The sequence below is a fragment of the Dictyobacter kobayashii genome, assembly GCF_003967555.1.
GTDB lineage: Bacteria > Chloroflexota > Ktedonobacteria > Ktedonobacterales > Ktedonobacteraceae > Dictyobacter > Dictyobacter kobayashii.
The window spans coordinates 2068729-2089488 of the sequence record NZ_BIFS01000002.1 but is presented as its reverse complement, the minus strand read 5'-3'; the positions used below and the strand labels follow the sequence as shown (position 1 = coordinate 2089488).

Genomic DNA, 20760 nt, shown 5'->3' with positions numbered 1-20760 from the left:
TAAGGTAAAATATGGAGGAATACGGCATTCTCAAAATAAGAACGATACATATCCACGAATTTATATATTGTTTGGGTAGATGCATGCAAAGGTATAGCTCTAAAGTCCTCTTTATAAACCACTAATTGGGGACAAACATGCTAATAAGCTGTCTGGCAAGCATTGAAAAGTCAGCACAATTGAGAATATGAAAAAGAGCAAAAAAAAACAAGCAAACTTAGCGAAGGTGACACTGGCTGAAAAAGGAGATCGATTTTAGGCTTTAAGAAGGGGACCCGGAGGATGAAACTATATACACAATCTGGCTCACTTAGTTCCTTCTACAGATTTTTGCTGCTTCCATTCAAAGCCTGGATTACCAGGCCACTACATCCACTACCTCACACAAATACAGCTTAGAAAATTTAAGCGGACAAAGAAAAACACAGGTGTGTTTTTACCTGTGTTTCTAAGAAAGTTGATCGTATGTATCGTCAGCGACGAAGAAGTCGAAATCCTTCCATTGAGACAATGGTTTGGGCTGAGGCAATACGGATACCGCATTCATAATGCGCGCAACCATATCTTCTGGCGGATTGGCCTGTAGCCCATTTACAAACAACTCATCCAGCTCCGTCTCTTCCAATACCACATCGCTATTTAAAAAGTCTAATGAAATGTTGTTCATAATTAAATCCCTCTTACGTTCATCGTTGTTATCGTCTGGTTTTAATACGATGAACATAAGAGGGAAGTTTCAGAATTCCAAGCTTTAGATTAGAAATCTTAAAAATGTCAGAGATAATTAAGAAGCGGAGCGTGCAACCCGTGGCTGCCAGTGCTGGGCCATTGAAGCGCGCAGCAACGGACGAGCGCGCTGGAAGTAAGTCTTTGCTGTGGCTTCCGGCATACTCAACGTTTTACCAATTTCGGCAAAGCTTAACTGAGAAGTGTAACGCAATAGTACTACCATACGGAACTTGGGAGGAAGCGCATCAATAGCTTCGTGCAGCTTTGCTTTTAAGTCGCTGCGCTCAGCCAGTTCGTCAGGCAAAGGACCACCATCAGGAATAATGGCTAATGGCGACAGATCCTCTTCATCGTGAGCAGATTCTAACTCCGAGAAGTGGATGGCGCGTTTGCGGCGCAATTCATCTAAACAGCGATTACGAGCTACCTGGAACAACCAGGCTTTCAGAGGCTCACCAGTGCGCAAGGTAGGCATTGAAATATAAAGCTGTGTAAAGACTTGCTGAGAGACATCACAGGCCAGGTCATAATCATTTAATAGGTGGCAGATAAAATTGAAGATTGGTGTATTATAGCGACGTACCAGCATTTCAAACGCGGACTGATCGCCAGCCAATGTTTGTTTTACCAATGTTCCGTCTGAAATTTCTGTATTCTGTAAATTATTTTTTGTATGTTCCCGAACTTGCATTTTCAACAACCTCACTTTCTTTCGTCCCCATAAGCATAGTTTTTTTGACGCTATAATTCAAGCGTTTTTGGGGTCGATAAGCTCTGCTGTAAGGTAGTCTAAGCATAAACTTAAGAGATTAAAAACATCCTTAGCAAAACCTGAGAATTTTCTAAGCTTCTCGGCGTTCTGCTAAGGATGTTTATGATGAGGCGCCTGCCCTTGCGACTGACGCTTCAGGCACGTACTGTCAATGTTAAGACGAAAGTGACGGTTGTGAATAGTGCCTTTCTCTGTTTACGAATGGTAGGACAATTAGGATACATGTCGACTGGTGGCCAATGTTAGCTTTTGAGCACATCAAGACCGGCTTGTAGCTCATGCAAATTCATATTTTTTTAAGATTAGACGGTTATGGCACGTGCTAATTGATGAGCCGCCAATGAAACGTCTTCAGCATTCACCACCGCTGTAATAACCGCTATTCCAGTGGCGCCCGCCTGTATGACCTCGCCAGCATTCTCAGCCGTGATGCCACCGATGGCGACCAGAGGGGTTGTATAGCGCCTGGCGATTTCTGAGATGAGGCTGAGACCCACTGGCTCCCCCGCATCTGCTTTGCCGCGTGTGGCATAGATAGGTCCGACCCCTAGATAATCTGCGCCTGCCATAATCGCAGCCACAGCCTCATCCAGCGAGCCAGCGGATATGCCAAGAATACGGTTTGGGCCAAGCAATTTGCGCGCCAGCTCAGCAGGCATATCATCCTGTCCTACGTGCGCACCATCGGCCTCAATCGCTAAGGCAACATCAATATGATCATTGACAATTAAAAGTACACCACGTTTGCGGGTAAGTTCACGCAGAGCCCGTCCCTCCTCGACCAGGGTACGAGTACTGACATTCTTATCGCGCAACTGGATCGCGGTCGCGCCACCATCAATGGCATCTGAGGCCACTTCTAACACACTACGCCCCGCGACCATTCCCGATCGGTTAAGACATGAAATGCAAGGTTGGGAGATACATTCCCACTCATACAAAGCTCACTCTCTGCTGCTCACAAAGCTGTTCATAGCTTAAAGCCGCCACGGCATCCAACAAATGAGAGCGGAAGGTACCAGGTCCACCGGCCATGGGAGCCGCAACCTCACCGGCAATCCCCATCGCCACCAGGGCCGCAATGGTAGCCTGCCAGGGATCTGACTCAACGGCCAGAAAAGCTCCTACCAGGCTGGTAGCCATACAACCGCTACCCGTGATTGAGCCCAGCAAGGGATGCCCATTGGCAACTTCAGCCGTACGCTCACCGTCCACAATTACATCATGCACGCCTGTAATAGCTACGGTACAACCAAAATTATTCGACGCTGTACGCGCGATGACCGCCGGGGCCGCGCCAGCAGAAATGGACTCAACGCCACGCGTCTCGCCCTCCACGCCAACCAGAGCACCAATCTCAGCGGCATTACCTCTTAAAACAGCGATCCGCAATTCACTCAATAGGCGTAAAGCATTCTGGGTCCGAAAACGCGTTGCCCCCGCACCTACTGGATCTAACACGATCGGGATACCTCGTTCGTTTGCTCGCTTTCCCGCCAGGAGCATCGACTCTATCTGCTCGACTGTTAATGTTCCTATATTTAACACCAGTGCGCCAGCCAGGCCAACCATCTCCTCAACTTCTTCAGGAGCGTGGGCCATCACTGGCAGGGCTCCAATCGCCAGCGTTATATTAGCAGTATCATTCATTACCACCATATTAGTAATGTGGTGGACAAGTGGTTTGCGCTCACGAATACGTGTCAGCAGCCCTGCCAGATCTTGCGTTGGTACATTAGTATTCATCGCTCTCATCCTTTGCGGCGTTTAAAAATATAGATAGAACAACTAAAAAATTGGGACTATCACCAATGCTAGACGGTATCATCTTTTTCATCATCAACTGTAACAGGCCTCTCCAGACCACGATCCAGCAGCCAGAAATGATCGACCGGGCCATGGCCATGTCCAATATGTAATGCATCTGCGTGCTGGATCGCCCCCGTAACATAGCGCTTGGCGCGTACTACGGCCTCATCGGCGTCCCAACCACGTGCGATAAAGGCGGTGATCGCTGCCGAGAATGTACAGCCAGTGCCATGGGTATTTGCGGTCTGCACGCGTTCAGCCCTCAGCTCCTGAAATTCCTGGCCATCAAACAAAATATCTACTGGAGCATCAGCACTATGTCCTCCTTTCACCACCACATAACGTGGACCCAGCGCATGGATAGCGCGGGCCGCTTCGCGCATCTCCACAGTGCCTCGCACGCTATGACCAACCAGCACCTCGGCCTCGGGTAGATTGGGCGTTACCACCTCCGCCAGCGGCAGCAGGGTCGACTTCAATGTCTCAATAGCCCTCTCCTGCAATAATCGTTCGCCTCCTTTCGCCACCATTACAGGATCAACTACCAGGCGCAAATTCCAATGTCGGACGCGCTCGGCTACCAGTTGGATGATCTCGGGACTGGCCAACATACCGGTCTTGGCTGCCAGGGCACCGATATCGTCCATCACCGCATCTATCTGTGCCGCGATCATTTCCAGTGGCAGCTCAAAAGCACTGAGCACGGCGCGCGTATTCTGGGCCGTCACGGCCGTAATTGCTGATGTTCCATATACGCCCAGGGCTGCAAAAGTCTTTAGATCAGCCTGGATACCTGCTCCCCCGCCCGAATCAGAACCAGCAATGGTCAGGGCACGTGGAGTTCCTCCAGCTACGCTTTGCATAGTAGAAGACATGTTACACTCCTCTTCTCACTATAAATATATTTATACACTGTTACGCGCCATTTCAGGCAAGGATCAACTACTCGACTGAGCTTTCATGTATAGCTTTTTTACTCGCTGGCAGGTTGCTAAAATAGCCCCGACCCAATAGATAATAGAGTAGCCCGCTGACAATAGCCCCAATCAGGCCGCTGATGTCGATGCCACCTAAAAGATGGGCCAGTGGACCCTGCCAGGGCGTGCTTAGCCAGGGTAAAGTTGCTGAGCCAATGAATGGGATTGTCACAGCAAAACCAACCAACCAGGCAATTACAGCACGCCAGAACACGCCTCCTTGATACCAGTAAAAACCATTACGCCCACGTGTCAGGTGTTCTGCAGCATATGAGCCACGCCTGAACACAAAGAAATCCACCAGCAATACTGCGGCCCAGGAGGGGACCCAGAGATAGGTCAACAAGAGAAAATCGGTGTAAAAGCCAAGGAAGCTGGTCGTCAATTCGGTATAGGTACGCGCTCGATTGAAATGGGAGAAGAAGCCGATACTATAGACACATATCCCCCAACCAGGCCACAGATCAGGGCCGATACCCAGCGGCGCAGCGGAATATCCATCGCCAGGGCAACCAGGCCCGCTGTATACACATCAAAGTAGTTCGCCCAGATCTCCCCCAGGACCACAAATAGCAGAAATGGGATCGTCAACCAGGCCGGGCTGGCCGCTGTAATCACACTGAGCAGATCTGGATTAGATGGGTCAATGGTATAGAGTGCCACGCCGATGATGCCCAATAGCGCGACCGGAAAACCAATGCCAGCGCCAGCCCACCAGGCGATGCGCTGCGACGACACGGAGCGTGGTAAGTAGCGCGAATAGTCCGAGGCAAAAGGAATCCAGGAGGCTACCAGGGCATAAATAAAACTACCACCCACCACCATAGCGGCAAAGCGCGGCGAACCATGCACAGTGGTGGGCAGCTTCCAGTGGATCTTTGGCCATAAGATAATAAATAGCAGGGCGCAAAAAGCCATAAAAACCACAGCACCATATTTTTCAAAGACATGCACCGTCTGGTGCCCATAAATCGCGACGACCATCGATGCAACCAGCACGATCGTGATCGCCCCCATCGCTACCTCTGTCGTCTTCGGGACGCCAAAAATGCCCAGCAACTGCACCAGCGCCCAGCCGCCAATAATACAGTCAACAGCAAACCAGCCGATCGCCATCAACCAGGTCAGCGCGGCACCCAGATATGCGCCCCGATGTCCATAGACCCCACGGGCGAAAATCATTTGCGGCGTACCCGTGCGGGCTCCTGTAGCACTTATAAGGCCATGAATAAGGGCCGCCAGGGCCGCACCAACCACGATCGCCACCCCACTATCAACCAATCCCAATTGTCCCCCGCTAACCCCACGGCTACCGGAGCACCAATAACCAGCGCGCCAGTCAACAAAGAAACATAATTGGACATAGCGCCGGTCCAGACCAGGGCCAATTCGCGTGGCGAGCCATGCCGCTCAGCATCGGGCACAGGCTCCATACCTCGGCGCTCTACCTTTAAAAACTCATCCGCCACCACAGGTGTAGGGCCACTAACTTTCACCTCATCAGACATAGCAAAACCCCTTTCAGCCCAGGCATAGGTCTCGCAAGGCCATAGTGACAACAAAAACGGCACTAGCTGCCAGCCAGTGCCGTCCGAGATTGCTACTCAAGCAAATGTCGTTTCCTACGCTGGCATTATCCAGATCAGGTTCGGTCGACAACGAACTTCCGGTTGTCCTCTCAGCCTGGCTTCCCCAAGCTCCCGCATCACTATTCAAAATGACAAGATCAATACATCAATAGTATTATTTTTCTTTACTATACCCCATAATCGAGCTACTTGCCAATCTGGAGTTCCCCCGAATTTGGGGGTCGGAGAAGAGAAAATGCGTCCCTCGTTAACTATAACGTTTTGCTTCAAGCAATGAGTCACCTATGGTAGAATTTAAACAAATTGGTGGGAATTGACTGTAACCTTTCTCACTTATAGTTTTTCTCCCCCGCTGGAATAAGTACATCAAGGCGGTTCTCGGCAGGGGCCAGAGGGCAGACCCAGCGATCATTATAAGAACAGGAAGGATTATACGCATAATTGAAATCGAGGATAATCTGTTTTTCATCATGGGTATTCGTGAAAGGAACGGGATCACTGCCCTTAATCGTATCGAAGAGGTAGCGACCAGAGCCATATGTTTCCGATGTATATGTTGCATCACGAAAAGGGAGAAACAGACCACCACCATATATGTTCAACCAGTATACAGATAGCTCCACAGGCGTCTCACCAACTGTAAAGCGAACCAATCCGACGGTGGTCATTGTCATCGATTCATGGGCATCCATCGCGATTTGTTGCTGCCTCGGCTCAACATTAGTATCAATAGTCACTGCAAAACACATGGTAGGATTATAAGAAAAGTAGCGCAAACCATGAAATTGACGACGCTGTCCCTCGTCCAGAGCGGATTGGGAATGCGTCAAGAAAAGCTGATCTTTGCGCTCCCGAAAATGCCGTAGAACGATCGCAGCATCTTCTCCAGCACATAATGCTCTGTTACGCTCACGATAAGAGGCTGCCACTTGAGATCGGTAATCGTACAGTGCCAGGTAGTTGGACATCAAATTCTCCTCAACTAAAAACGTTTCACGATAAGTGCCACTGCATTATATCAGAGAGTGAGAATAGTGCTTGATGGTTTCCAACGAGTATCCCAAAGTTTTCAAGCTATTGGAAAACTTTGGGATATTATATCTATGGCCACGCTCTTAATGTGGTTGACCTTTATTTTTATCCATGAGGATTTTTTCGCATACTCTGATGCTATCTTATCTAGAGGAAGATGCCACCGGAAACTTCTATCCTCTGCCCGTTGACCCAGCGGGTTTCATCGGAGAGTAAAGACGCGACGACACCACCAATATCGTCTGCTAAACCAACGCGACCAAGCGCGGTCTGGGAGGCCAGATGCTGGTTGACTGCTTCGTTATCACGAACCATGCCGCCTCCAAAGTCCGTTGCGATGGCACCAGGAGCGACTGTATTCACTGCAATACCGCGCGGACCAAGCTCAAGTGCCATGTAACGTGTCAGCACCTCTACCGCACCCTTCGCCGCACCATAGACACTATTGCCTGGAAAGGAGAAGCGCGCAAGTCCGGATGAGATGTTGATGATTCGTCCGCCATCGGCCAGCAAAGGAAGGAGTGTCTGTGTGAGGAAGAAGACTCCTTTGAAATGGATGTTGACCAACTGGTCAAATTGCTCTTCGGTCGTCTCGGTGAGTGGTGCGTTAATACCAAAACCGGCATTATTGACGAGGAAGTCAAAATTATCCCTTTGCCACGTTTGTTTGAGCGTCTCCTTCACCGCTTCTTTAAAAGCTGCAAAAGACTTTGTATCGGATGCATCGAGCTGCAAAGCGACGGCTTTGCGACCACTCTTCTCGATCGCAGCGACCACCTCTTCTGCTTCTTCTTTTTTGCTATTGTAGGTCAGAATAACATCCTGCCCTTTGGCGGCGATATTCAGCGCCATGGATCTCCCAAGCCCACGGCTTCCACCAGTAATGATTGCGACTTTCATGAGTTTTCCTTTCCAGAATATGTCTTATTTTCCTTAATGAGCTGCCTGGCCAGACCAGTAGCGATCTCGCCTATTTCTTGCGCCTTTGCATCATCGCCACACTGGACCGCTTTCCAAAACGCGACCTTATGCTCCAGGTAGCGAAGATGCTCTTGCTTCTGGGCCAGTTCTTGCTCCAGTGCTTTTCTCTGCGCCTCAAAGAGCTCAAGCTGCTGATCGGCAGCAGCTTTTCCATCTTTCAGAAGAGCAAAATACGTCCGCATATCCTCAATCGACATACCGGTTGTTCGTAAGCAAGCCAGCGTCTCAATATTTCGGACATCCTCAGCGGTATAGCGCCGATGGCCACTACTGTTGTCTCGCTTTACCCTGTCGAGTAAGCCAATCCGCTCGTAGTAGCGGAGTGTATGTTCGCTCAAGCCACTTCTCTGCACCACTTCCTGAAGCGTAAAGTGGAGAGGCGTTTTCATCTCAATATCACTTGACATAAAGGCATTATGCAATACCTGGAGTGCTCCAGGTCAAGAGTCTGTCGAGCCTTTTTTAAAATTGGTCAAAATGGTCTACCTTGCTTCCGTTTCTATCAGCAGACCTTTCCTCCTAATCATATATCGTCTCTTACCCGCAGAACAATTTTGCCGCGTGTGCGCCCTTTTGCTCCTTGCGCGTAAGCCTGGCGACCTTCCGAGAGGGGGAACACGGTATCAACAATCGGTCGGATCTTCCCGCTATCGATCAACTGACCAATCTGGAGCAGTTGCTGGCGATCAGGCTCAACAATAAACCAGACGGAGCGCACGCCATGCGCTTTCGCCTGTTCAACGGATGGAGGGCTGGCAACAGAGATAAGCACGCCATCTTTTTTTAGGACTTGCCAGGAGCGCTCCTGAGTGTCTCCACCAACCATATCAAGCACCATATCCACCTCATTCACCGCGTCCTCAAAACGTGTGCTGGTATAGTCAATGACCTCATTGGCGCCGAGGTCGCGCAAGAAATCTCTATTGCGCGCTGAGCCTGTCCCGATCACATACGCCCCGGCCCAGCGGGCCAGTTGTACGGCAAATACACCTACGCCTCCCGCCGCTCCATGGATTAACACCCGTTGGCCTGCCACCAACCCTCCATGTTTAAAAAAGGCCTGCCAGGCCGTCAGGGCCGTCAACGGTACTGCCGCGGCCTGTACATGATCAAGCGAACGCGGCCTGGGCGCCAGCTCTTCAGGTAAAGCAATCATATACTCGGCAGCGGAACCATCGCGATCAAAGGCGGTGAGGGCATAGACCGCGGACCCAACATTGATATCATTGACCCCAGCACCAACAGCATCAACCACGCCAGAGAGATCATGTCCAGGAATCGGCAATGTGCGTTTGATGCCCGCGCGAGTCTCATAGGTTTCGCTCCATGTCAGTTCTGGCGCGATCACGCCGGCTGCATAGACGCGCACCAATACCTCTCCTGGGCCAGGCTGTGGTTGGGGAACGTCTTCATAGACAAGCTCAGCAGGATCGCTATGGCCATGAATACGGATCGCTTTCATTTGATTGCTCCTTTTCGTTGTAGTGCTTCTTCTCCATGTGTTTCGCACAACTTCTTAGTACAATGTTCTGATGCAAAATCCAACAATCAAGCTTCAATCTTTTTCCAGCAATGCCCCGTGTAATAAGAACAATCCAGCAATATATCGTTAAGGAATTAAAAAAATGGCGCTCCTCTTACATATATCAAGCCAGGTACGCACAATACTAATTTCAATCATTACGGTCGCCACATTACTTGGTATCATGATCCGCCCATGGAAAACAAATGAGGCTCAGGTTGCTTTAGCGGGAGCGGCCCTCCTGCTGATCCTGGGACTGATCACACCCCAAAATGCTTTTGCGACTCTGATTGGGGACTGGAATACCTTTTTCTTTTTTCTTGGTATGATGAGTATCTCTGCACTGGCCGAGGTCGCTGGCCTCTTCGACTGGTTGGCTTTTCAGGCAGCCAGACTGTCAGGCAACAGTGCCCGACGGCTTTTCTTTAATACCTTTTTACTTGGCAGTTTGATCTCGATGTTTCTCTCCAATGATGCCACTGCCCTGATTTTAACGCCTATTGTCTATACCCTGGTAACCAGGCTCAGGCTGCCAATCCTACCTTTTCTTTTTGCCTGTACCTTTATCGCAGACACCGCTTCTTTCTTATTGCCGGTCAGCAATCCCATTAATATTATTGTAACCTCGCGCTTTCCACTGGATCTATGGACCTTTCTACGCCTGTTATTTCTGCCCTCACTATTAGTTATAGCTATCAACATAGGTATTTTTTTTCTGCTATATCGCAAACAACTTGGTGGACATTTTGATCTAAAACGCTTGCCCGCCTTAGAAGAGGTCATTACCCATAAAGCTTACTTCCGCTATACCTGCGGTGTATTAATATGTGTTGGCATCGCCTATATTATTGCTGCGGCCACTCAGTTCCCCTTATCGCTGGTTACACTGGCAGGAGCCCTGCTGCTATTGGTGGGCGCGCTCGCCTGGAAACAAATTACCTTTCCGAAATTGGGGAAACAGCTTTCATGGAGTATCTTTGGCTTTATTGCCGGCATGTTTATCGTAGTACAGGCCCTGGAAAGTACCGGATTGACAACCCAATTTGGTCAACTCCTACTCCACCTCTCCGCAAATACCCCCTTTGGTGCTGTAATGGTGGGGACCCTGGGCTCGGCGCTTGGTACGAACTTGATCAATAATGTGCCGATGGCTGTTGTGCTTACCTCTTCACTGCAAAGTGTTCAACATTCCTCACTGGCAGTTCAACATGGCTTTATTGCTGCCACCATCTTTGGTTGCGATCTGGGACCTAATTTGACAACGGTGGGCTCGCTGGCAACCGTGCTCTGGCTACTCATCTTACGCCAACGCAACCTGGATGTCTCTGGATTGGATTACTTTAAAGTGGGTATCATTGCGACCCCTATCATGCTCATAGTAGGGGCTCTGGCCATCTGGCTGTTACTCTAAATAACAGATACAATACAATAAGAAGAGCATAAGGAGGAATCATATGCGCATTCTTGGCTGTCTGGATGGGACAAATAGCGAGCAGATACAACAGGCTATCGCGACCCTGGTTAATAACCATGAGGCCGTGATTGGTCTGATCTATGTGATTGATAGCGGTCCACGCGACGAGATTGGACGTAAACGCTCACAATTGCTCAGGCCGCTACGAGCCTCTGGGCAGCAAGAAGAACGTATCGAGGCGGCAGAGATAGCAGCGGCCCAGGATATTTTTTATGAGGGCAAGCGAGGTCTGGCTGGAGCCGAAACGTTGCAGCGGCAAGGGCGGCCCGAACTGGAGATTGTCAATACAGCGGCGGCCTGGAACGCTGATCTGATTGTAATCGGGACCCGTTCTTTTCAACACCTGGCCCCTGCCATTGGCCCTAAATCGGTCGGACACGTGGCCCGCTTTGTCTTAGACCACGCCCCCTGCCCGGTACTACTGGTGCGCCCAACGGATCACCACGGCTTTCCTATCGTACGTTAACTAAGAATCGACTGCATTCGCTCAATCAATTCCTTGAAAAAGAGGCTTTTTCTTCTGATTTTGTAACTTAGCAGAAAGGACATACCAATGGCGCCGATCTGTGTTTTTGATGTCAATGAAACGCTGCTCGATCTACATGCGCTGGATCCCCTATTTGAGCAGGCCTTCGGCAATGGCACCCTGCGCCGTAACTGGTTTACACAGATGCTACAGAATGCCTTTGTCTCGACTATCGCTGGTCCTTATCAGGATTTTGGTACCCTGGGAGCCTCTGCCCTGGATATGCTTTCAGAGCAACAGAAGGTCACGCTATCAGCCCACAAGCGTAGCGCTATTCTAGATACCATGCGCCAGCTGCCCGCCCATTCGGAAGTACCAAAAAGCCTGGAACGCCTGCAACACGCTGGCTTACACATGGTCACGCTCACCAATTCTACGCAGCAGGTAGCCACCCTCCAGATCACCAATGCGGGTCTGGTTCAATACTTTGAACAGATCTTTTCGGCTGATACAGTTCAACGCCTGAAGCCTGCACCTGAACCATATCAGATGGTCGCAACCCACTTTGGGGTTCCAACCAGCGAGCTATTACTAATCGCAGCGCATGCCTGGGATGTTGCAGGAGCCTCACGCGCTGGTTGTGCCACCGCCTTTGTCGCCCGACCCGGCATGGTTCTCAATCCACTCTTTCCCACGCCTACCATCATTGGACACGACTTAAGCGAGGTAGTTGACCATATTCTCAAGTTATAGCCAACACAACATAATCGCTAGAAGTGAGGAGGCTTTAGATGACAACATTTCTAAAGGTGAATGACCAATTTCCCGATATCGCGTTGCCCGATCAGCAAAACAGAATGACTCACCTTTCACATCTCACCCGTTCAAGCCTCCTGGATCAGCATCTAGGCTTCTCCGATGGTTATCCGCTGATCCTTATCTTTCTGCGCGGCTACTTTTGTCCCCGGGATCAACAACAGATGCGCCAGATGGTAGAATTTCAGTCTGAGCTGGCCGTCAACTATGCCAGGTTGGCTACCATTAGCGTTGATCCGCCGTCCGTTAATGACGCCTTTCGCGCTGGCCTCAATGCGCGTTGGCCCTTTTTATCCGATGAGTCCAGGAGTGTGGTCAAACAGATCAATATTCTGGATGAAACAGAGGGTGAGTATGCCTACCGGGCACAACCATATACCTTTGTGCTACGCCAAACACTCCAGATCCAGGCCATCTACAATGGCTGGTTCTTTGTGGGCCGCCCTACCCTGGAAGAGTTGCGCCAGAATCTGCGCACCATCATGCAAGAGCGAGCTGACTATCGTTATGAAGCCTATAATGATCCAGCCGTACGCCAGGTTCGTATCCCACAGCAAGAATGGGAATACGGCACGCCTTCTCCAGGAGCCAGCGGACTCCCGGTCGCCACGGGTAGCATCCGCTGGTTTGATAAAGATACAGGCGTGGGCATGATAGCCCCGGACAACGCCGAGCCGGATATATTCTTCCATTTCACAGCCATACCGGGTCGGGGCTATCGCACCATCAGGCCCGGCGTAGCTGTTCGCTTCGAAATCGTCACCGGTCAACATGGGCTGAGTGCCCGCAATATCCAACAAATTGAATAACCGGAACCAGGACTCAATGTGGCCACGCTAGAACGTAAGCATGACTTCATGAGGTCCCACTGCCGGACTGCTGGCGCACACAAGACCATTCAGGCACACACGTTCCTGCGCATAGCAGCGTCGTAGTTCTTCAAAGGCTGCCTCACTGTTCAGGGTCAGTTCGGCGATGGTATCAAGCAGGTGCGCCTCCTGATCGCTGATTTCTTTAGCCGACATCATGCCCCACGCATCCCAACAAAGCATCTCAACCCGGTTGAGGGCCGCCAGGTCCTGTATCGCCTTGTCACGTATCAACCACCAGCCACGTATCTCCCTGACATCAGGATGTATGCCAAAGCTCTCGGGGTCCACCTCGCCCGCGCGGCAGCGTCTCCAGGCCTCGCCGCCGGTCAAGAAACGCCCCGGTGGTATATCCTGCACATCGAAGTCGATACCATTCATCTTGATCAAAAGTGCATCCATTTGAGGATCAACCATTCGCCAACGATCCTCACCCTCGTGCCAGTATTCCACAACCACATGATCGGTATAGAAGCCTGGACCAAGATCGATATAGCCCGCGAAACCCATGCGGATGCGCGCGGGAATACCCTGATAGCGCAATATAGAGCAGAGCAGCGTTGAGAAGTCACGGCAACACCCTACCAGCCGCTGCTGAGATGCTCGCGCTACACTCAGGGAACGCGGGTCTAGTTCAATAATGCGCTCTAACATGCGCTCAACGTAACGCGTATCGATCTCACGTTCGCGCTCCGCCATTATCTGGCAACCATACAGGTCACCACAGCGATAGTGAATGATCAGACCTTGAACGATCTTGCATAGGGCCTCAATGCTCTGTGGGAGGTCGGTGAAGAGGGCAGATTGCTCGCCAGGTCGCGTTATCACGCTCTGCTCACGATAGAATGTCAGGATCTCGTCTTTCATCTCTCTAGCTCCTTCTTTAGCCTTACCGCGACATCATCATTGTGCTTTGCTGTTCAGCATGTTTTCATGCCAGGATTATCAAGATTATAGAGAGAGGAAGCTGACATCTTTTGTCAGGTTCTCCATCGGACATTCCCAATTGAAGAGACAACCACCCAAATAAGATGAGTACGTGTCGCTCGTTACATGCCAGGACATCCTTTTTCGCCAAACCTGAATCGCTCCATGTGTATCCAGGAAAATACATATTATCTAAATCCAGTCAAAAGGTGTCAGGATTTTGTGCTATACTGACAATATCGTACACGCGTTTTTCCCGTACAACACGTCATGGAGGGATTCATTGCGAGCAGATCGTCTTCTCTCTCTTCTCCTGCTCTTGCAGACCAGGGGACGCATGACCGCGCAAGCACTGGCGGAGCAGCTGGAGGTTTCCGAGCGCACCATCTACCGTGACATCGAGGCCCTCAGTTATGCAGGCATCCCACTCTACACTGAACGTGGGCCGGGCGGTGGCTGTGAATTGCTTGATGGCTATCAGACTAAACTAACCGGGCTCACTGCACCCGAGGTACGCGCACTCTTCCTGGTGAGCATCTCCATCCCACTGGCCGACCTTGGACTGGGCCAGGCGCTCGAAGATGCGCTTCTCAAGCTCTCCGCAGCGCTTCCTGCACATTCACGCGAGAATGCCACCCAGGTACGCCAACGCATCCATATGGATACGACGCGGCCAACCCATTCCAGACCAATGGCCTCCCACCTGGAACTTATTCAGGAGGCAATCTGGCAAGATTACACTCTGCTCCTGACCTATAAAGGGGATCACAGACACCTTATCGATCCGTACGGTCTTGTCTCACAACGGGGGGCCTGGTATCTGGTCGGGGCCAGCGCAGGGCAATGCAAGTGGTGCGTGTGACACATATTCAAGCCGCCGAGTTGACTGATCAGCACTTCACGCGCCCCGCAGAATTCGACCTCCCCAGCTATTGGACTGAGTATGTCTCTCTGACCAACCACTTTCCAGCACACGGCAGAGGCAACCAGTCTCAAAAAAAAGCGAAAATGAAAGCCGCTTTATCCACACGTATCCCTGCACAAAGAGGCAACTACACGGCCAGGAATAAAAAAAAGCATTTTTATTTGCAATATGCATGCGCTGGCTTCGTTTCAGGCCCCCTCACCCTCCCCCAAAAGGGATTAGAGCCTCTCGCTCCCATCATGACTGTTGCTTGAGATAACGCTATCCGCTAAGCGCAAGCCAAAATTTAACTGAATGGAAAACAAAAGCCAGTTTTTATCGGTGAATGCGGCCAATTACCAGGAATATGAACAAAACCGAGATACTGAGGTCGGACAACCGGATCTTAAAGTCGTGGATATGTGTATAAGTTCAGAGAGCTGAGGGAAATTATTTATGAAGAGCATTATGTCTGGAAGTAAGGCAGATTAGCAATAGAGGGCAGAGCAAATGTACCATAGGGTCAAAGCGCCTTATGGTGCATCGAGTCTGTATAAATGTGAGCCACGGCAGCTAGAGCTTAAACCAGACTGGTAACTTTTTGTTCTTCCTCTTCCTGGAGTTTGATATCAGCAGGGCGGACAGAAAAAACATGTTGCTCATTCAAACAATAATATTGCCAGTTGCCATGCGTATCGAGTTTTGGAATGCTTTCAGTCTCAATATCTACCAGCAATATTCCCTTCCCATGTCCATGTTTACATTGATACTCTTTCGGCGGTTGTTTATTCATGATTCGTCCTCGCTTTTGTGCCCATATGCTTAAATCACTGCTTGCAAGTATCTTACCTATTTTACCTACTCTACCAATAAAGACGAATGACGCACCCATGACATAAAATGTAGCAGCAAAAAATACTACGATGCGAAATATTACCAGGAGGAATGTGTAACGCTTTCAGGCATAATGCTAACAATCTATTACAATCTTAGTATACAGAGCACGTTTATAGAACAGTGGAGGTAAAAACAGCCAGCGAGTAATCATGCTCCGGGAAGATTCCATATAGCGAAAAACCTGCCCGCGTATAGAAATTCCTGAGATTGGTATTGCCCGCCCAGCAATCCAGAAAAATGGTAGCACCCGGATCGCGCCGGGCAAGCAGCTTCTTCAATCCTGCCAGGAAATGATAGCCTGATCCCTGACCCTGTAACGCTGGCTCAAGCGCGAGTTTTTGCAAGAACCAGGGCTTTGACACAACATCTATTAATTGCCACCGCTCCAAGTGAGGACAACTCTCAGCCGTAACTGGACGCACAAAGACACTGCCCGCCAGGCGGCCTCCCAATTCCAGTACAAATGCATTTCCAGCTGAGACACGTTCAGAGGCGATTTCATACGGAATTGGACCAATTACCTGCAAACTTCCTGCCTCAGCCAGCTGCTTTTGCACGCGATCAATCAACTCAATAATATAGGTAACTTCATCCAGCCGGGCTGGCCTTACCAGTACAGACGCATCCATGCTTATATATTTCCTTCTAACTTACGAGACTATTTTATGCTTCACTCTTTCAATGCACCGGCCGCAATATTGGCGATAAAATGGCGGCTGCCGATTAAAAAGATGATAATCAGCGGTACCGTTGCCATTAAGGTTCCGGCCATGACCATACCATAATCAGACCCATACACATTGTCAAGTTGGGAAAGCGCTACCTGCAGGGTATATTTCGCCGGGTCATTGAGGATAATCAACGGCCACATATAATCGTTCCAGGCATGAATAAAGGTGAAGATGCCAAGAAAGGCCAGGGCCGGACGCAATATTGGTAGCGCGACATGCCAGTAGAGCCGTAAGTGACCGCAACCATCGATACGGCCAGCATCCACCAGCTCCCCGGGCACAGATGAGCCCGCATATTGTCGCATCCAGAACACACCAAAAGCGGTCACCATACCAGGAATAATCAAGGCCTTAAAGCTACTGACCCAGCCGAGCCTGGCCATCAAGACAAAAGAAGGCACAGCCGAGAGTTGTGAGGGGATCATCATTGTACCTAACAATATAACAAACAACAGGTTACGCCCCCTAAAGGTGAATTTCGCGAAGGTAAAGCCAGCCAATGAGCAGAAGAAGAGGACCAATGTGGTCTCAGTTAAAGCAATAAACATGGTATTGGCGAAGGCCCCAAAGAAATTGATACTCTTTAACACATTGGCGATATTCTCGCCCAGGTGGGTACCAAAAGACAGTTTGGGAGGATAGCCAAAGATGTCACTGGTCTGATTGGTAGCCATCACAATCAGCCAATAAAAGGGGAAGAATGAGATGGCTGTGACCAGCAACAAAATGAGGTGCAACCATAGCTTCTTCGTCTGAATATGCAATGGCGTGGTATATTTTCGTTTCATGCGCAACCCGATCATAATATCCCATCCTTCCTAAGCGCGTGCGCCCGGTCGCTGTATTAATAGCCAGTTAAACAGCGAGAACAAAGCAATCAATACAAACAGTCCCCAGCCGATCGCGGCTCCATAGCCGAAATGGTAACTGCCAAAGGCCTGCTGATAGAGATACAACACGATAGTCATCCCTTCACGTCCAGGACCGCCATCATTGCCAAGCAAGACCTGTGGCTCAGTGAATACCTGCATGCCGCTGATAGTTGAAGTAATCACGGTAAAGAGCATGACGGGGCGCAGCAATGGTAAAGTGATGCGGAAAAAGATCTGCCGCGCGTTTGCCCCATCGATCTGGGCCGCCTCATATAAAGTCGCAGGGATACTCTGGATGCCAGCCATAAAAATCAAGGCATGATAGCCAAGCGTACGCCACAGAATCATCGAAGCAATAGCGATCTTCATGCCCCACGGCTGACTCAACCACGCGAAGCGCTGTAATCCCAACGCTGTCAGCAAGGCATTGATGAGGCCGAACTGATTGCTGAACAGCGAACCAAACACCAGGGCGATGGCGACGATCGAGGTAATGTGAGGCAGAAAAAAGGCTACATGATAGAAGCTTTTAAGCTTATTCGATGGTGAGGCCAGCAAGAACGCCAGCACCACCGAAATACAAATCATGGGGACCGTGGCCAGCAACCAGATCTCCAACGTATTCACAATCGCTTGCCAGAAGTAGCTATCGGTGAGCAGATAGGCAAACTGATTCCAGCCCACAAACGTCATCTGCCCGATACCATCCCACTTCTGAAAAGAGAGGTAGAGAGAGAAAGCAAGGGGGAACAAGCCAAAGACTGAGAACAACAGAAAAAAAGGCGCAACCGACAGGTATAAGGGCCAGGTACGCTGTAACTCGCTCTTCCGACGTGGCATGCGCACAGGAACAGGCGCTTGTGGCGCGATAATAATGGGAGGCCTACTGATCACACTCATAACCTTAGACTCCTTCTGCACCCAAACTAATGCGAGAGTTCTCTCTGTATCTGCAACTGAGCGGTCTCCCAGGCAGACTCGGGATCAGCATTCTGCATCTCGATCAAGGTCAGTTCACGCTGCAGTACATTTTGCACCACATCGGTATCTGGACTATTGGGTGTCGGCTGAATATGGGCCGCCACCTGGCTAAAGATTTCTGTCGTCACCTGTCCGCCAAAGAATGGTTCGGGCTGCAACAACTGAGGGCTATGCAAACTAGCGATGGCGGAGGGATAAAGTCCGGTATCTTGATAAGCGGTGACCTGGTTCTGGGCAGACATCAGCCAGCGAGCAATCGCAAACGCAACTTGAGGATGTGGTGAGGCCCTGGTAATAGCCAGAAAAGAGCCGCCATTATTCCCCGGTCCACCCGGCGCCGGCGCAATACGCCACAGGCCAGCCGTCTTTGGGCCGAGTCCTTTAAACGATGCTTCATCCAGACCGCGCCCACAAAGGATGCAATAGAGTTATTGCTGATGGCGGCACTCCAATCAGTCGAATATGAGGTTGCTTTCGCGCTCAGATCTAACTGGTGCACCCTGGCCGCGTAATCCCATGCTCGCTTCACAAAAGGTTGATTGCCAACATAATGATTGGAAGCATCAAAGTACTGCTGTTTACCCTGACCAATAATTTGCGCAAAGACATTATTGATATTGTCGAACATATGAATTTTCCCATTGGTCGCGCGCTGCATCTGTTCACCGACCCGAATATAGTCGTCCCAGGTTTTCAATTGCGCAGAGACCATAGCAGGATCAGATGGAAGGCCAGCCTGCTTAAAGAGATCGGCCCGATAGAAGAGTGCCGTAGGACCTGTATCCATTGGTAGGGCAATCACACGTCCAGCGGGGGCTACCGCCAGTTGCCATTTCCAGGGCAGATAGGTCTTGCTTAGCTCGTTGGCTCCGAGAGTACGCAAATCAACAAATTGATCAGCATCGGGGAAGTAGGTGCCAATATTCGAATTAATACCTACGATATCGGGGATATTCACGTGGCCCGCCAGAGCCGTACGCAGCTTTGCGTCATAGCCACCACCAATTTTCAAGGGATTAAAGCGAACCTGTGGGAAATGCTGCTCCACCTGGGCAATTAACGTATCATCAATGGCACGATTCCAGTACCAGAGCGTCACCGTGATCTTACCGGCACTTCCTCCATCACCGGCACCCAGAAAACCGGGTCCACTGCACGCACCCAGCACTAGCATCAGGACACAAGCAACTAAAATAAAGGGATAGCTAAACTTATATGTACAGCTTTTCAACATAGCGGTCTCCTCCCTCTTGCACTACCAACAATCACATCCACCCTAACAGCGTGTATTCTGGGCTTACTTTTACAATACACATCGTCTTAACTCAAGCGGAAAAATAGTTGAGGAAAAAAATCAGAGCAAGAGAGAGGAAACAGACATTAAAAAACCTGGCTCATCGGAGTGATCCGACGACCAGGCGAATGTCGCTTTATTATAAGTGCGCTGCTTACTTATTCACCATACCAGGGAGCAGTAATGGTATGCTCTTTTTCCTTTGGGGTGTAAGCAACAACGGCACTGGCGTTGTCATTTAATTTTACTACCCAGACGTTATTAGACAGAGCTGTTAGCTTTTCGGCTTTTGCAGCTGGGACACGTTCCGGTGAGATACCATAAAAATCACAAGCGGCTTGAATAACTTCTACGGGTGCTCCAAAAGGTTGACGTTTCCAGATTCCAAACAGGTTCATGATGATTCCTTCTTTTGTCAAAAAAGGGCACACCAAGCAACCACATTGCTATTTAAAGAACCACATTGATCTAATATCTTGGCGAACCATATAAATTTTTATTAACATAGATTGACGCTTCCCCTCTTCTCCGCCGGTTCATTCCGACCCGAATTACACATGGATAAAACATAGGGCATAGCTTCAAAACAAGCAAGGTGGATTTCCCATATCTTCCACCACATATATTGCGACGAACTATTACGGCCCAGGGTCACGAAAAAAGGCAAATTGAAAAAAAGAGACCTATTTTATAGATCTCTTTTCCTAGCATCAGAAAAGGGTGGCTACTACCAATAAAAAGTTGTACAATAGGGGTACCACACAAAAAGACACAGGCACTACGCAAAAACCATAGGCGCCTTCAAATATACGCACCTAATGTCATAGACCGGGCAATAAAGCGTACGTGGTACGGTTTGTAACCCAGTAGAGCGTTGTTATTCTTAGGTATTTCGCATTGTAAGGGAGGTTTGGTAGTGAACACATCCGAGCAAAAATCAACTTCAACGCACAAAATTACAGACAAAATTATCCAGATCTTGAAGAAAAACCCCAACATCAGCGATGCCGAGCTAGCCGAACAGGCAGGGCTCAAATCCGAAGCAGCCGCACGTGGCTGGAGGACAGTCGCTGAAGATACCATGAAAGGTTGGAAGTGGGGCTACTAATAGCTTCAAG

26 protein-coding genes and 1 riboswitch are annotated in these 20760 nt (G+C 49.8%); of the genes, 6 read left to right on the top strand and 20 right to left on the bottom strand.

Annotated features, from left to right (window positions below):
- Positions 1 to 448: 448 nt before the first annotated feature.
- The 12 genes from EL645_RS35550 to EL645_RS35500 all read right to left on the bottom strand — a co-directional run bounded on the left by EL645_RS35550 (position 449) and on the right by EL645_RS35500 (position 9351).
- Positions 449 to 667: a hypothetical protein gene (locus tag EL645_RS35550; protein ID WP_126557149.1), complete on the bottom strand. Its 219-nt coding sequence runs from the start codon at positions 665 to 667 to the stop codon at positions 449 to 451.
- A gap of 117 nt (positions 668 to 784) precedes the next feature.
- Positions 785 to 1420, bottom strand: coding sequence for an RNA polymerase sigma factor (locus EL645_RS35545; RefSeq protein ID WP_126557148.1), 636 nt, complete (start codon positions 1418 to 1420; stop codon positions 785 to 787).
- A 383-nt stretch (positions 1421 to 1803) separates the two neighbouring features.
- On the bottom strand, positions 1804 to 2385 hold the full coding sequence (gene thiE, locus EL645_RS35540) for a thiamine phosphate synthase (protein ID WP_126557147.1): 582 nt from the start codon (positions 2383 to 2385) through the stop codon (positions 1804 to 1806).
- Positions 2386 to 2434: 49 nt separating this feature from the next.
- A complete protein-coding gene (thiM, locus tag EL645_RS35535; protein WP_126557146.1) occupies positions 2435 to 3247 on the bottom strand; it encodes a hydroxyethylthiazole kinase in 813 nt (270 codons plus the stop codon).
- Between the two features lie 68 nt (positions 3248 to 3315).
- Positions 3316 to 4185, bottom strand: a complete 870-nt coding sequence (gene thiD / locus EL645_RS35530) for a bifunctional hydroxymethylpyrimidine kinase/phosphomethylpyrimidine kinase (protein ID WP_218032205.1) — start codon at positions 4183 to 4185, stop codon at positions 3316 to 3318.
- A gap of 67 nt (positions 4186 to 4252) precedes the next feature.
- Positions 4253 to 4672: a cytosine permease gene (locus EL645_RS44835; RefSeq protein WP_161977962.1), complete on the bottom strand. Its 420-nt coding sequence runs from the start codon at positions 4670 to 4672 to the stop codon at positions 4253 to 4255.
- Complete coding sequence (locus EL645_RS35520; protein WP_281276458.1) at positions 4669 to 5568, bottom strand: purine-cytosine permease family protein; 900 nt, start codon at positions 5566 to 5568, stop codon at positions 4669 to 4671. Before EL645_RS35520 ends, EL645_RS44835 begins: the two co-directional genes overlap by 4 nt.
- Positions 5502 to 5795 carry a hypothetical protein gene (locus EL645_RS39785; protein WP_161977960.1) on the bottom strand — a complete coding sequence of 98 codons (294 nt, stop codon included), beginning with the start codon at positions 5793 to 5795 and terminating at the stop codon, positions 5502 to 5504. The genes EL645_RS35520 and EL645_RS39785 overlap by 67 nt, the downstream gene beginning before the upstream one ends.
- 94 nt (positions 5796 to 5889) lie before the next feature.
- Positions 5890 to 6001: riboswitch (TPP riboswitch) on the bottom strand.
- Between the two features lie 204 nt (positions 6002 to 6205).
- The gene (locus EL645_RS35515) at positions 6206 to 6844 is read right to left on the bottom strand and encodes a DUF1684 domain-containing protein (protein WP_126557143.1); all 639 of its coding nucleotides are present in this window, start codon (positions 6842 to 6844) and stop codon (positions 6206 to 6208) included.
- Positions 6845 to 7055: 211 nt separating this feature from the next.
- A complete protein-coding gene (locus EL645_RS35510) occupies positions 7056 to 7808 on the bottom strand; it encodes an SDR family NAD(P)-dependent oxidoreductase (RefSeq protein ID WP_126557142.1) in 753 nt (250 codons plus the stop codon).
- The gene (locus EL645_RS35505; protein ID WP_126557781.1) at positions 7805 to 8278 is read right to left on the bottom strand and encodes a MerR family transcriptional regulator; all 474 of its coding nucleotides are present in this window, start codon (positions 8276 to 8278) and stop codon (positions 7805 to 7807) included. Before EL645_RS35505 ends, EL645_RS35510 begins: the two co-directional genes overlap by 4 nt.
- Positions 8279 to 8412: 134 nt before the next feature.
- Complete coding sequence (locus EL645_RS35500) at positions 8413 to 9351, bottom strand: NADP-dependent oxidoreductase (protein ID WP_126557141.1); 939 nt, start codon at positions 9349 to 9351, stop codon at positions 8413 to 8415.
- Positions 9352 to 9514: 163 nt separating this feature from the next.
- Between EL645_RS35500 and EL645_RS35495 the strand changes: the two genes are divergently transcribed.
- From EL645_RS35495 to EL645_RS35480, 4 genes are all read left to right on the top strand, one after another.
- Complete coding sequence (locus EL645_RS35495) at positions 9515 to 10822, top strand: ArsB/NhaD family transporter (protein ID WP_126557140.1); 1308 nt, start codon at positions 9515 to 9517, stop codon at positions 10820 to 10822.
- Positions 10823 to 10865: 43 nt separating this feature from the next.
- The gene (locus tag EL645_RS35490) at positions 10866 to 11351 is read left to right on the top strand and encodes a universal stress protein (RefSeq protein ID WP_126557139.1); all 486 of its coding nucleotides are present in this window, start codon (positions 10866 to 10868) and stop codon (positions 11349 to 11351) included.
- A gap of 87 nt (positions 11352 to 11438) precedes the next feature.
- A complete protein-coding gene (locus EL645_RS35485; protein WP_126557138.1) occupies positions 11439 to 12104 on the top strand; it encodes a haloacid dehalogenase type II in 666 nt (221 codons plus the stop codon).
- 38 nt (positions 12105 to 12142) lie between these two features.
- Positions 12143 to 12976, top strand: coding sequence for a cold shock domain-containing protein (locus tag EL645_RS35480; RefSeq protein WP_126557137.1), 834 nt, complete (start codon positions 12143 to 12145; stop codon positions 12974 to 12976).
- A gap of 27 nt (positions 12977 to 13003) precedes the next feature.
- Here the strand turns inward: EL645_RS35480 and EL645_RS35475 are convergent, their stop codons facing one another.
- Positions 13004 to 13903 (bottom strand): transglutaminase-like domain-containing protein, encoded by a 900-nt coding sequence (locus EL645_RS35475; RefSeq protein WP_126557136.1) that lies wholly within the window; start codon positions 13901 to 13903, stop codon positions 13004 to 13006.
- Positions 13904 to 14246: 343 nt separating this feature from the next.
- Here EL645_RS35475 and EL645_RS35470 point away from each other — a divergent pair, with 343 nt between their 5' ends.
- On the top strand, positions 14247 to 14825 hold the full coding sequence (locus EL645_RS35470; RefSeq protein WP_126557135.1) for a helix-turn-helix transcriptional regulator: 579 nt from the start codon (positions 14247 to 14249) through the stop codon (positions 14823 to 14825).
- 622 nt (positions 14826 to 15447) lie between these two features.
- Here the strand turns inward: EL645_RS35470 and EL645_RS35465 are convergent.
- From EL645_RS35465 to EL645_RS35435, 7 genes are all read right to left on the bottom strand, one after another.
- The gene (locus EL645_RS35465) at positions 15448 to 15660 is read right to left on the bottom strand and encodes a hypothetical protein (protein ID WP_126557134.1); all 213 of its coding nucleotides are present in this window, start codon (positions 15658 to 15660) and stop codon (positions 15448 to 15450) included.
- Between the two features lie 214 nt (positions 15661 to 15874).
- Positions 15875 to 16393 carry a GNAT family N-acetyltransferase gene (locus EL645_RS35460; protein WP_126557133.1) on the bottom strand — a complete coding sequence of 173 codons (519 nt, stop codon included), beginning with the start codon at positions 16391 to 16393 and terminating at the stop codon, positions 15875 to 15877.
- Positions 16394 to 16434: 41 nt separating this feature from the next.
- Complete coding sequence (locus EL645_RS35455; protein ID WP_246035689.1) at positions 16435 to 17298, bottom strand: carbohydrate ABC transporter permease; 864 nt, start codon at positions 17296 to 17298, stop codon at positions 16435 to 16437.
- 15 nt (positions 17299 to 17313) lie between these two features.
- Positions 17314 to 18207: a carbohydrate ABC transporter permease gene (locus EL645_RS35450; protein ID WP_218032315.1), complete on the bottom strand. Its 894-nt coding sequence runs from the start codon at positions 18205 to 18207 to the stop codon at positions 17314 to 17316.
- An 86-nt stretch (positions 18208 to 18293) separates the two neighbouring features.
- Positions 18294 to 18644 carry a hypothetical protein gene (locus EL645_RS39780; protein WP_371865845.1) on the bottom strand — a complete coding sequence of 117 codons (351 nt, stop codon included), beginning with the start codon at positions 18642 to 18644 and terminating at the stop codon, positions 18294 to 18296.
- The gene (locus EL645_RS35440; RefSeq protein WP_126557130.1) at positions 18590 to 19582 is read right to left on the bottom strand and encodes an ABC transporter substrate-binding protein; all 993 of its coding nucleotides are present in this window, start codon (positions 19580 to 19582) and stop codon (positions 18590 to 18592) included. The genes EL645_RS39780 and EL645_RS35440 overlap by 55 nt, the downstream gene beginning before the upstream one ends.
- Positions 19583 to 19800: 218 nt before the next feature.
- A complete protein-coding gene (locus tag EL645_RS35435; protein WP_126557129.1) occupies positions 19801 to 20040 on the bottom strand; it encodes a hypothetical protein in 240 nt (79 codons plus the stop codon).
- Positions 20041 to 20558: 518 nt separating this feature from the next.
- Here EL645_RS35435 and EL645_RS35430 point away from each other — a divergent pair.
- Positions 20559 to 20750 (top strand): Lrp/AsnC family transcriptional regulator, encoded by a 192-nt coding sequence (locus tag EL645_RS35430; protein WP_161977958.1) that lies wholly within the window; start codon positions 20559 to 20561, stop codon positions 20748 to 20750.
- Positions 20751 to 20760 lie beyond the last annotated feature (10 nt).

Excerpts from the sequence above, each read along its gene's own strand:
- EL645_RS35515 (WP_126557143.1), bottom strand. The coding sequence starts at position 6,844 with ATGTCCAACTACCTGGCACTGTACGATTACCGATCTCAAGTGGCAGCC.
- thiE (WP_126557147.1), bottom strand. The coding sequence starts at position 2,385 with ATGGTCGCGGGGCGTAGTGTGTTAGAAGTGGCCTCAGATGCCATTGAT.
- EL645_RS35460 (WP_126557133.1), bottom strand. The coding sequence starts at position 16,393 with ATGGATGCGTCTGTACTGGTAAGGCCAGCCCGGCTGGATGAAGTTACC.
- EL645_RS35505 (WP_126557781.1), bottom strand. The coding sequence starts at position 8,278 with ATGAAAACGCCTCTCCACTTTACGCTTCAGGAAGTGGTGCAGAGAAGT.
- thiM (WP_126557146.1), bottom strand. The coding sequence starts at position 3,247 with ATGAATACTAATGTACCAACGCAAGATCTGGCAGGGCTGCTGACACGT.
- EL645_RS35450 (WP_218032315.1), bottom strand. The coding sequence starts at position 18,207 with ATGCCACGTCGGAAGAGCGAGTTACAGCGTACCTGGCCCTTATACCTG.
- EL645_RS35490 (WP_126557139.1), top strand. The coding sequence starts at position 10,866 with ATGCGCATTCTTGGCTGTCTGGATGGGACAAATAGCGAGCAGATACAA.
- EL645_RS35500 (WP_126557141.1), bottom strand. The coding sequence starts at position 9,351 with ATGAAAGCGATCCGTATTCATGGCCATAGCGATCCTGCTGAGCTTGTC.
- EL645_RS35440 (WP_126557130.1), bottom strand. The coding sequence starts at position 19,582 with ATGTTGAAAAGCTGTACATATAAGTTTAGCTATCCCTTTATTTTAGTT.
- EL645_RS35545 (WP_126557148.1), bottom strand. The coding sequence starts at position 1,420 with ATGCAAGTTCGGGAACATACAAAAAATAATTTACAGAATACAGAAATT.
- EL645_RS35475 (WP_126557136.1), bottom strand. The coding sequence starts at position 13,903 with ATGAAAGACGAGATCCTGACATTCTATCGTGAGCAGAGCGTGATAACG.
- thiD (WP_218032205.1), bottom strand. The coding sequence starts at position 4,185 with ATGTCTTCTACTATGCAAAGCGTAGCTGGAGGAACTCCACGTGCCCTG.
- EL645_RS35480 (WP_126557137.1), top strand. The coding sequence starts at position 12,143 with ATGACAACATTTCTAAAGGTGAATGACCAATTTCCCGATATCGCGTTG.
- EL645_RS35465 (WP_126557134.1), bottom strand. The coding sequence starts at position 15,660 with ATGAATAAACAACCGCCGAAAGAGTATCAATGTAAACATGGACATGGG.
- EL645_RS35510 (WP_126557142.1), bottom strand. The coding sequence starts at position 7,808 with ATGAAAGTCGCAATCATTACTGGTGGAAGCCGTGGGCTTGGGAGATCC.
- EL645_RS35550 (WP_126557149.1), bottom strand. The coding sequence starts at position 667 with ATGAACAACATTTCATTAGACTTTTTAAATAGCGATGTGGTATTGGAA.
- EL645_RS35455 (WP_246035689.1), bottom strand. The coding sequence starts at position 17,298 with ATGATCGGGTTGCGCATGAAACGAAAATATACCACGCCATTGCATATT.
- EL645_RS35435 (WP_126557129.1), bottom strand. The coding sequence starts at position 20,040 with ATGAACCTGTTTGGAATCTGGAAACGTCAACCTTTTGGAGCACCCGTA.
- EL645_RS35495 (WP_126557140.1), top strand. The coding sequence starts at position 9,515 with ATGGCGCTCCTCTTACATATATCAAGCCAGGTACGCACAATACTAATT.
- EL645_RS35485 (WP_126557138.1), top strand. The coding sequence starts at position 11,439 with ATGGCGCCGATCTGTGTTTTTGATGTCAATGAAACGCTGCTCGATCTA.
- EL645_RS39785 (WP_161977960.1), bottom strand. The coding sequence starts at position 5,795 with ATGTCTGATGAGGTGAAAGTTAGTGGCCCTACACCTGTGGTGGCGGAT.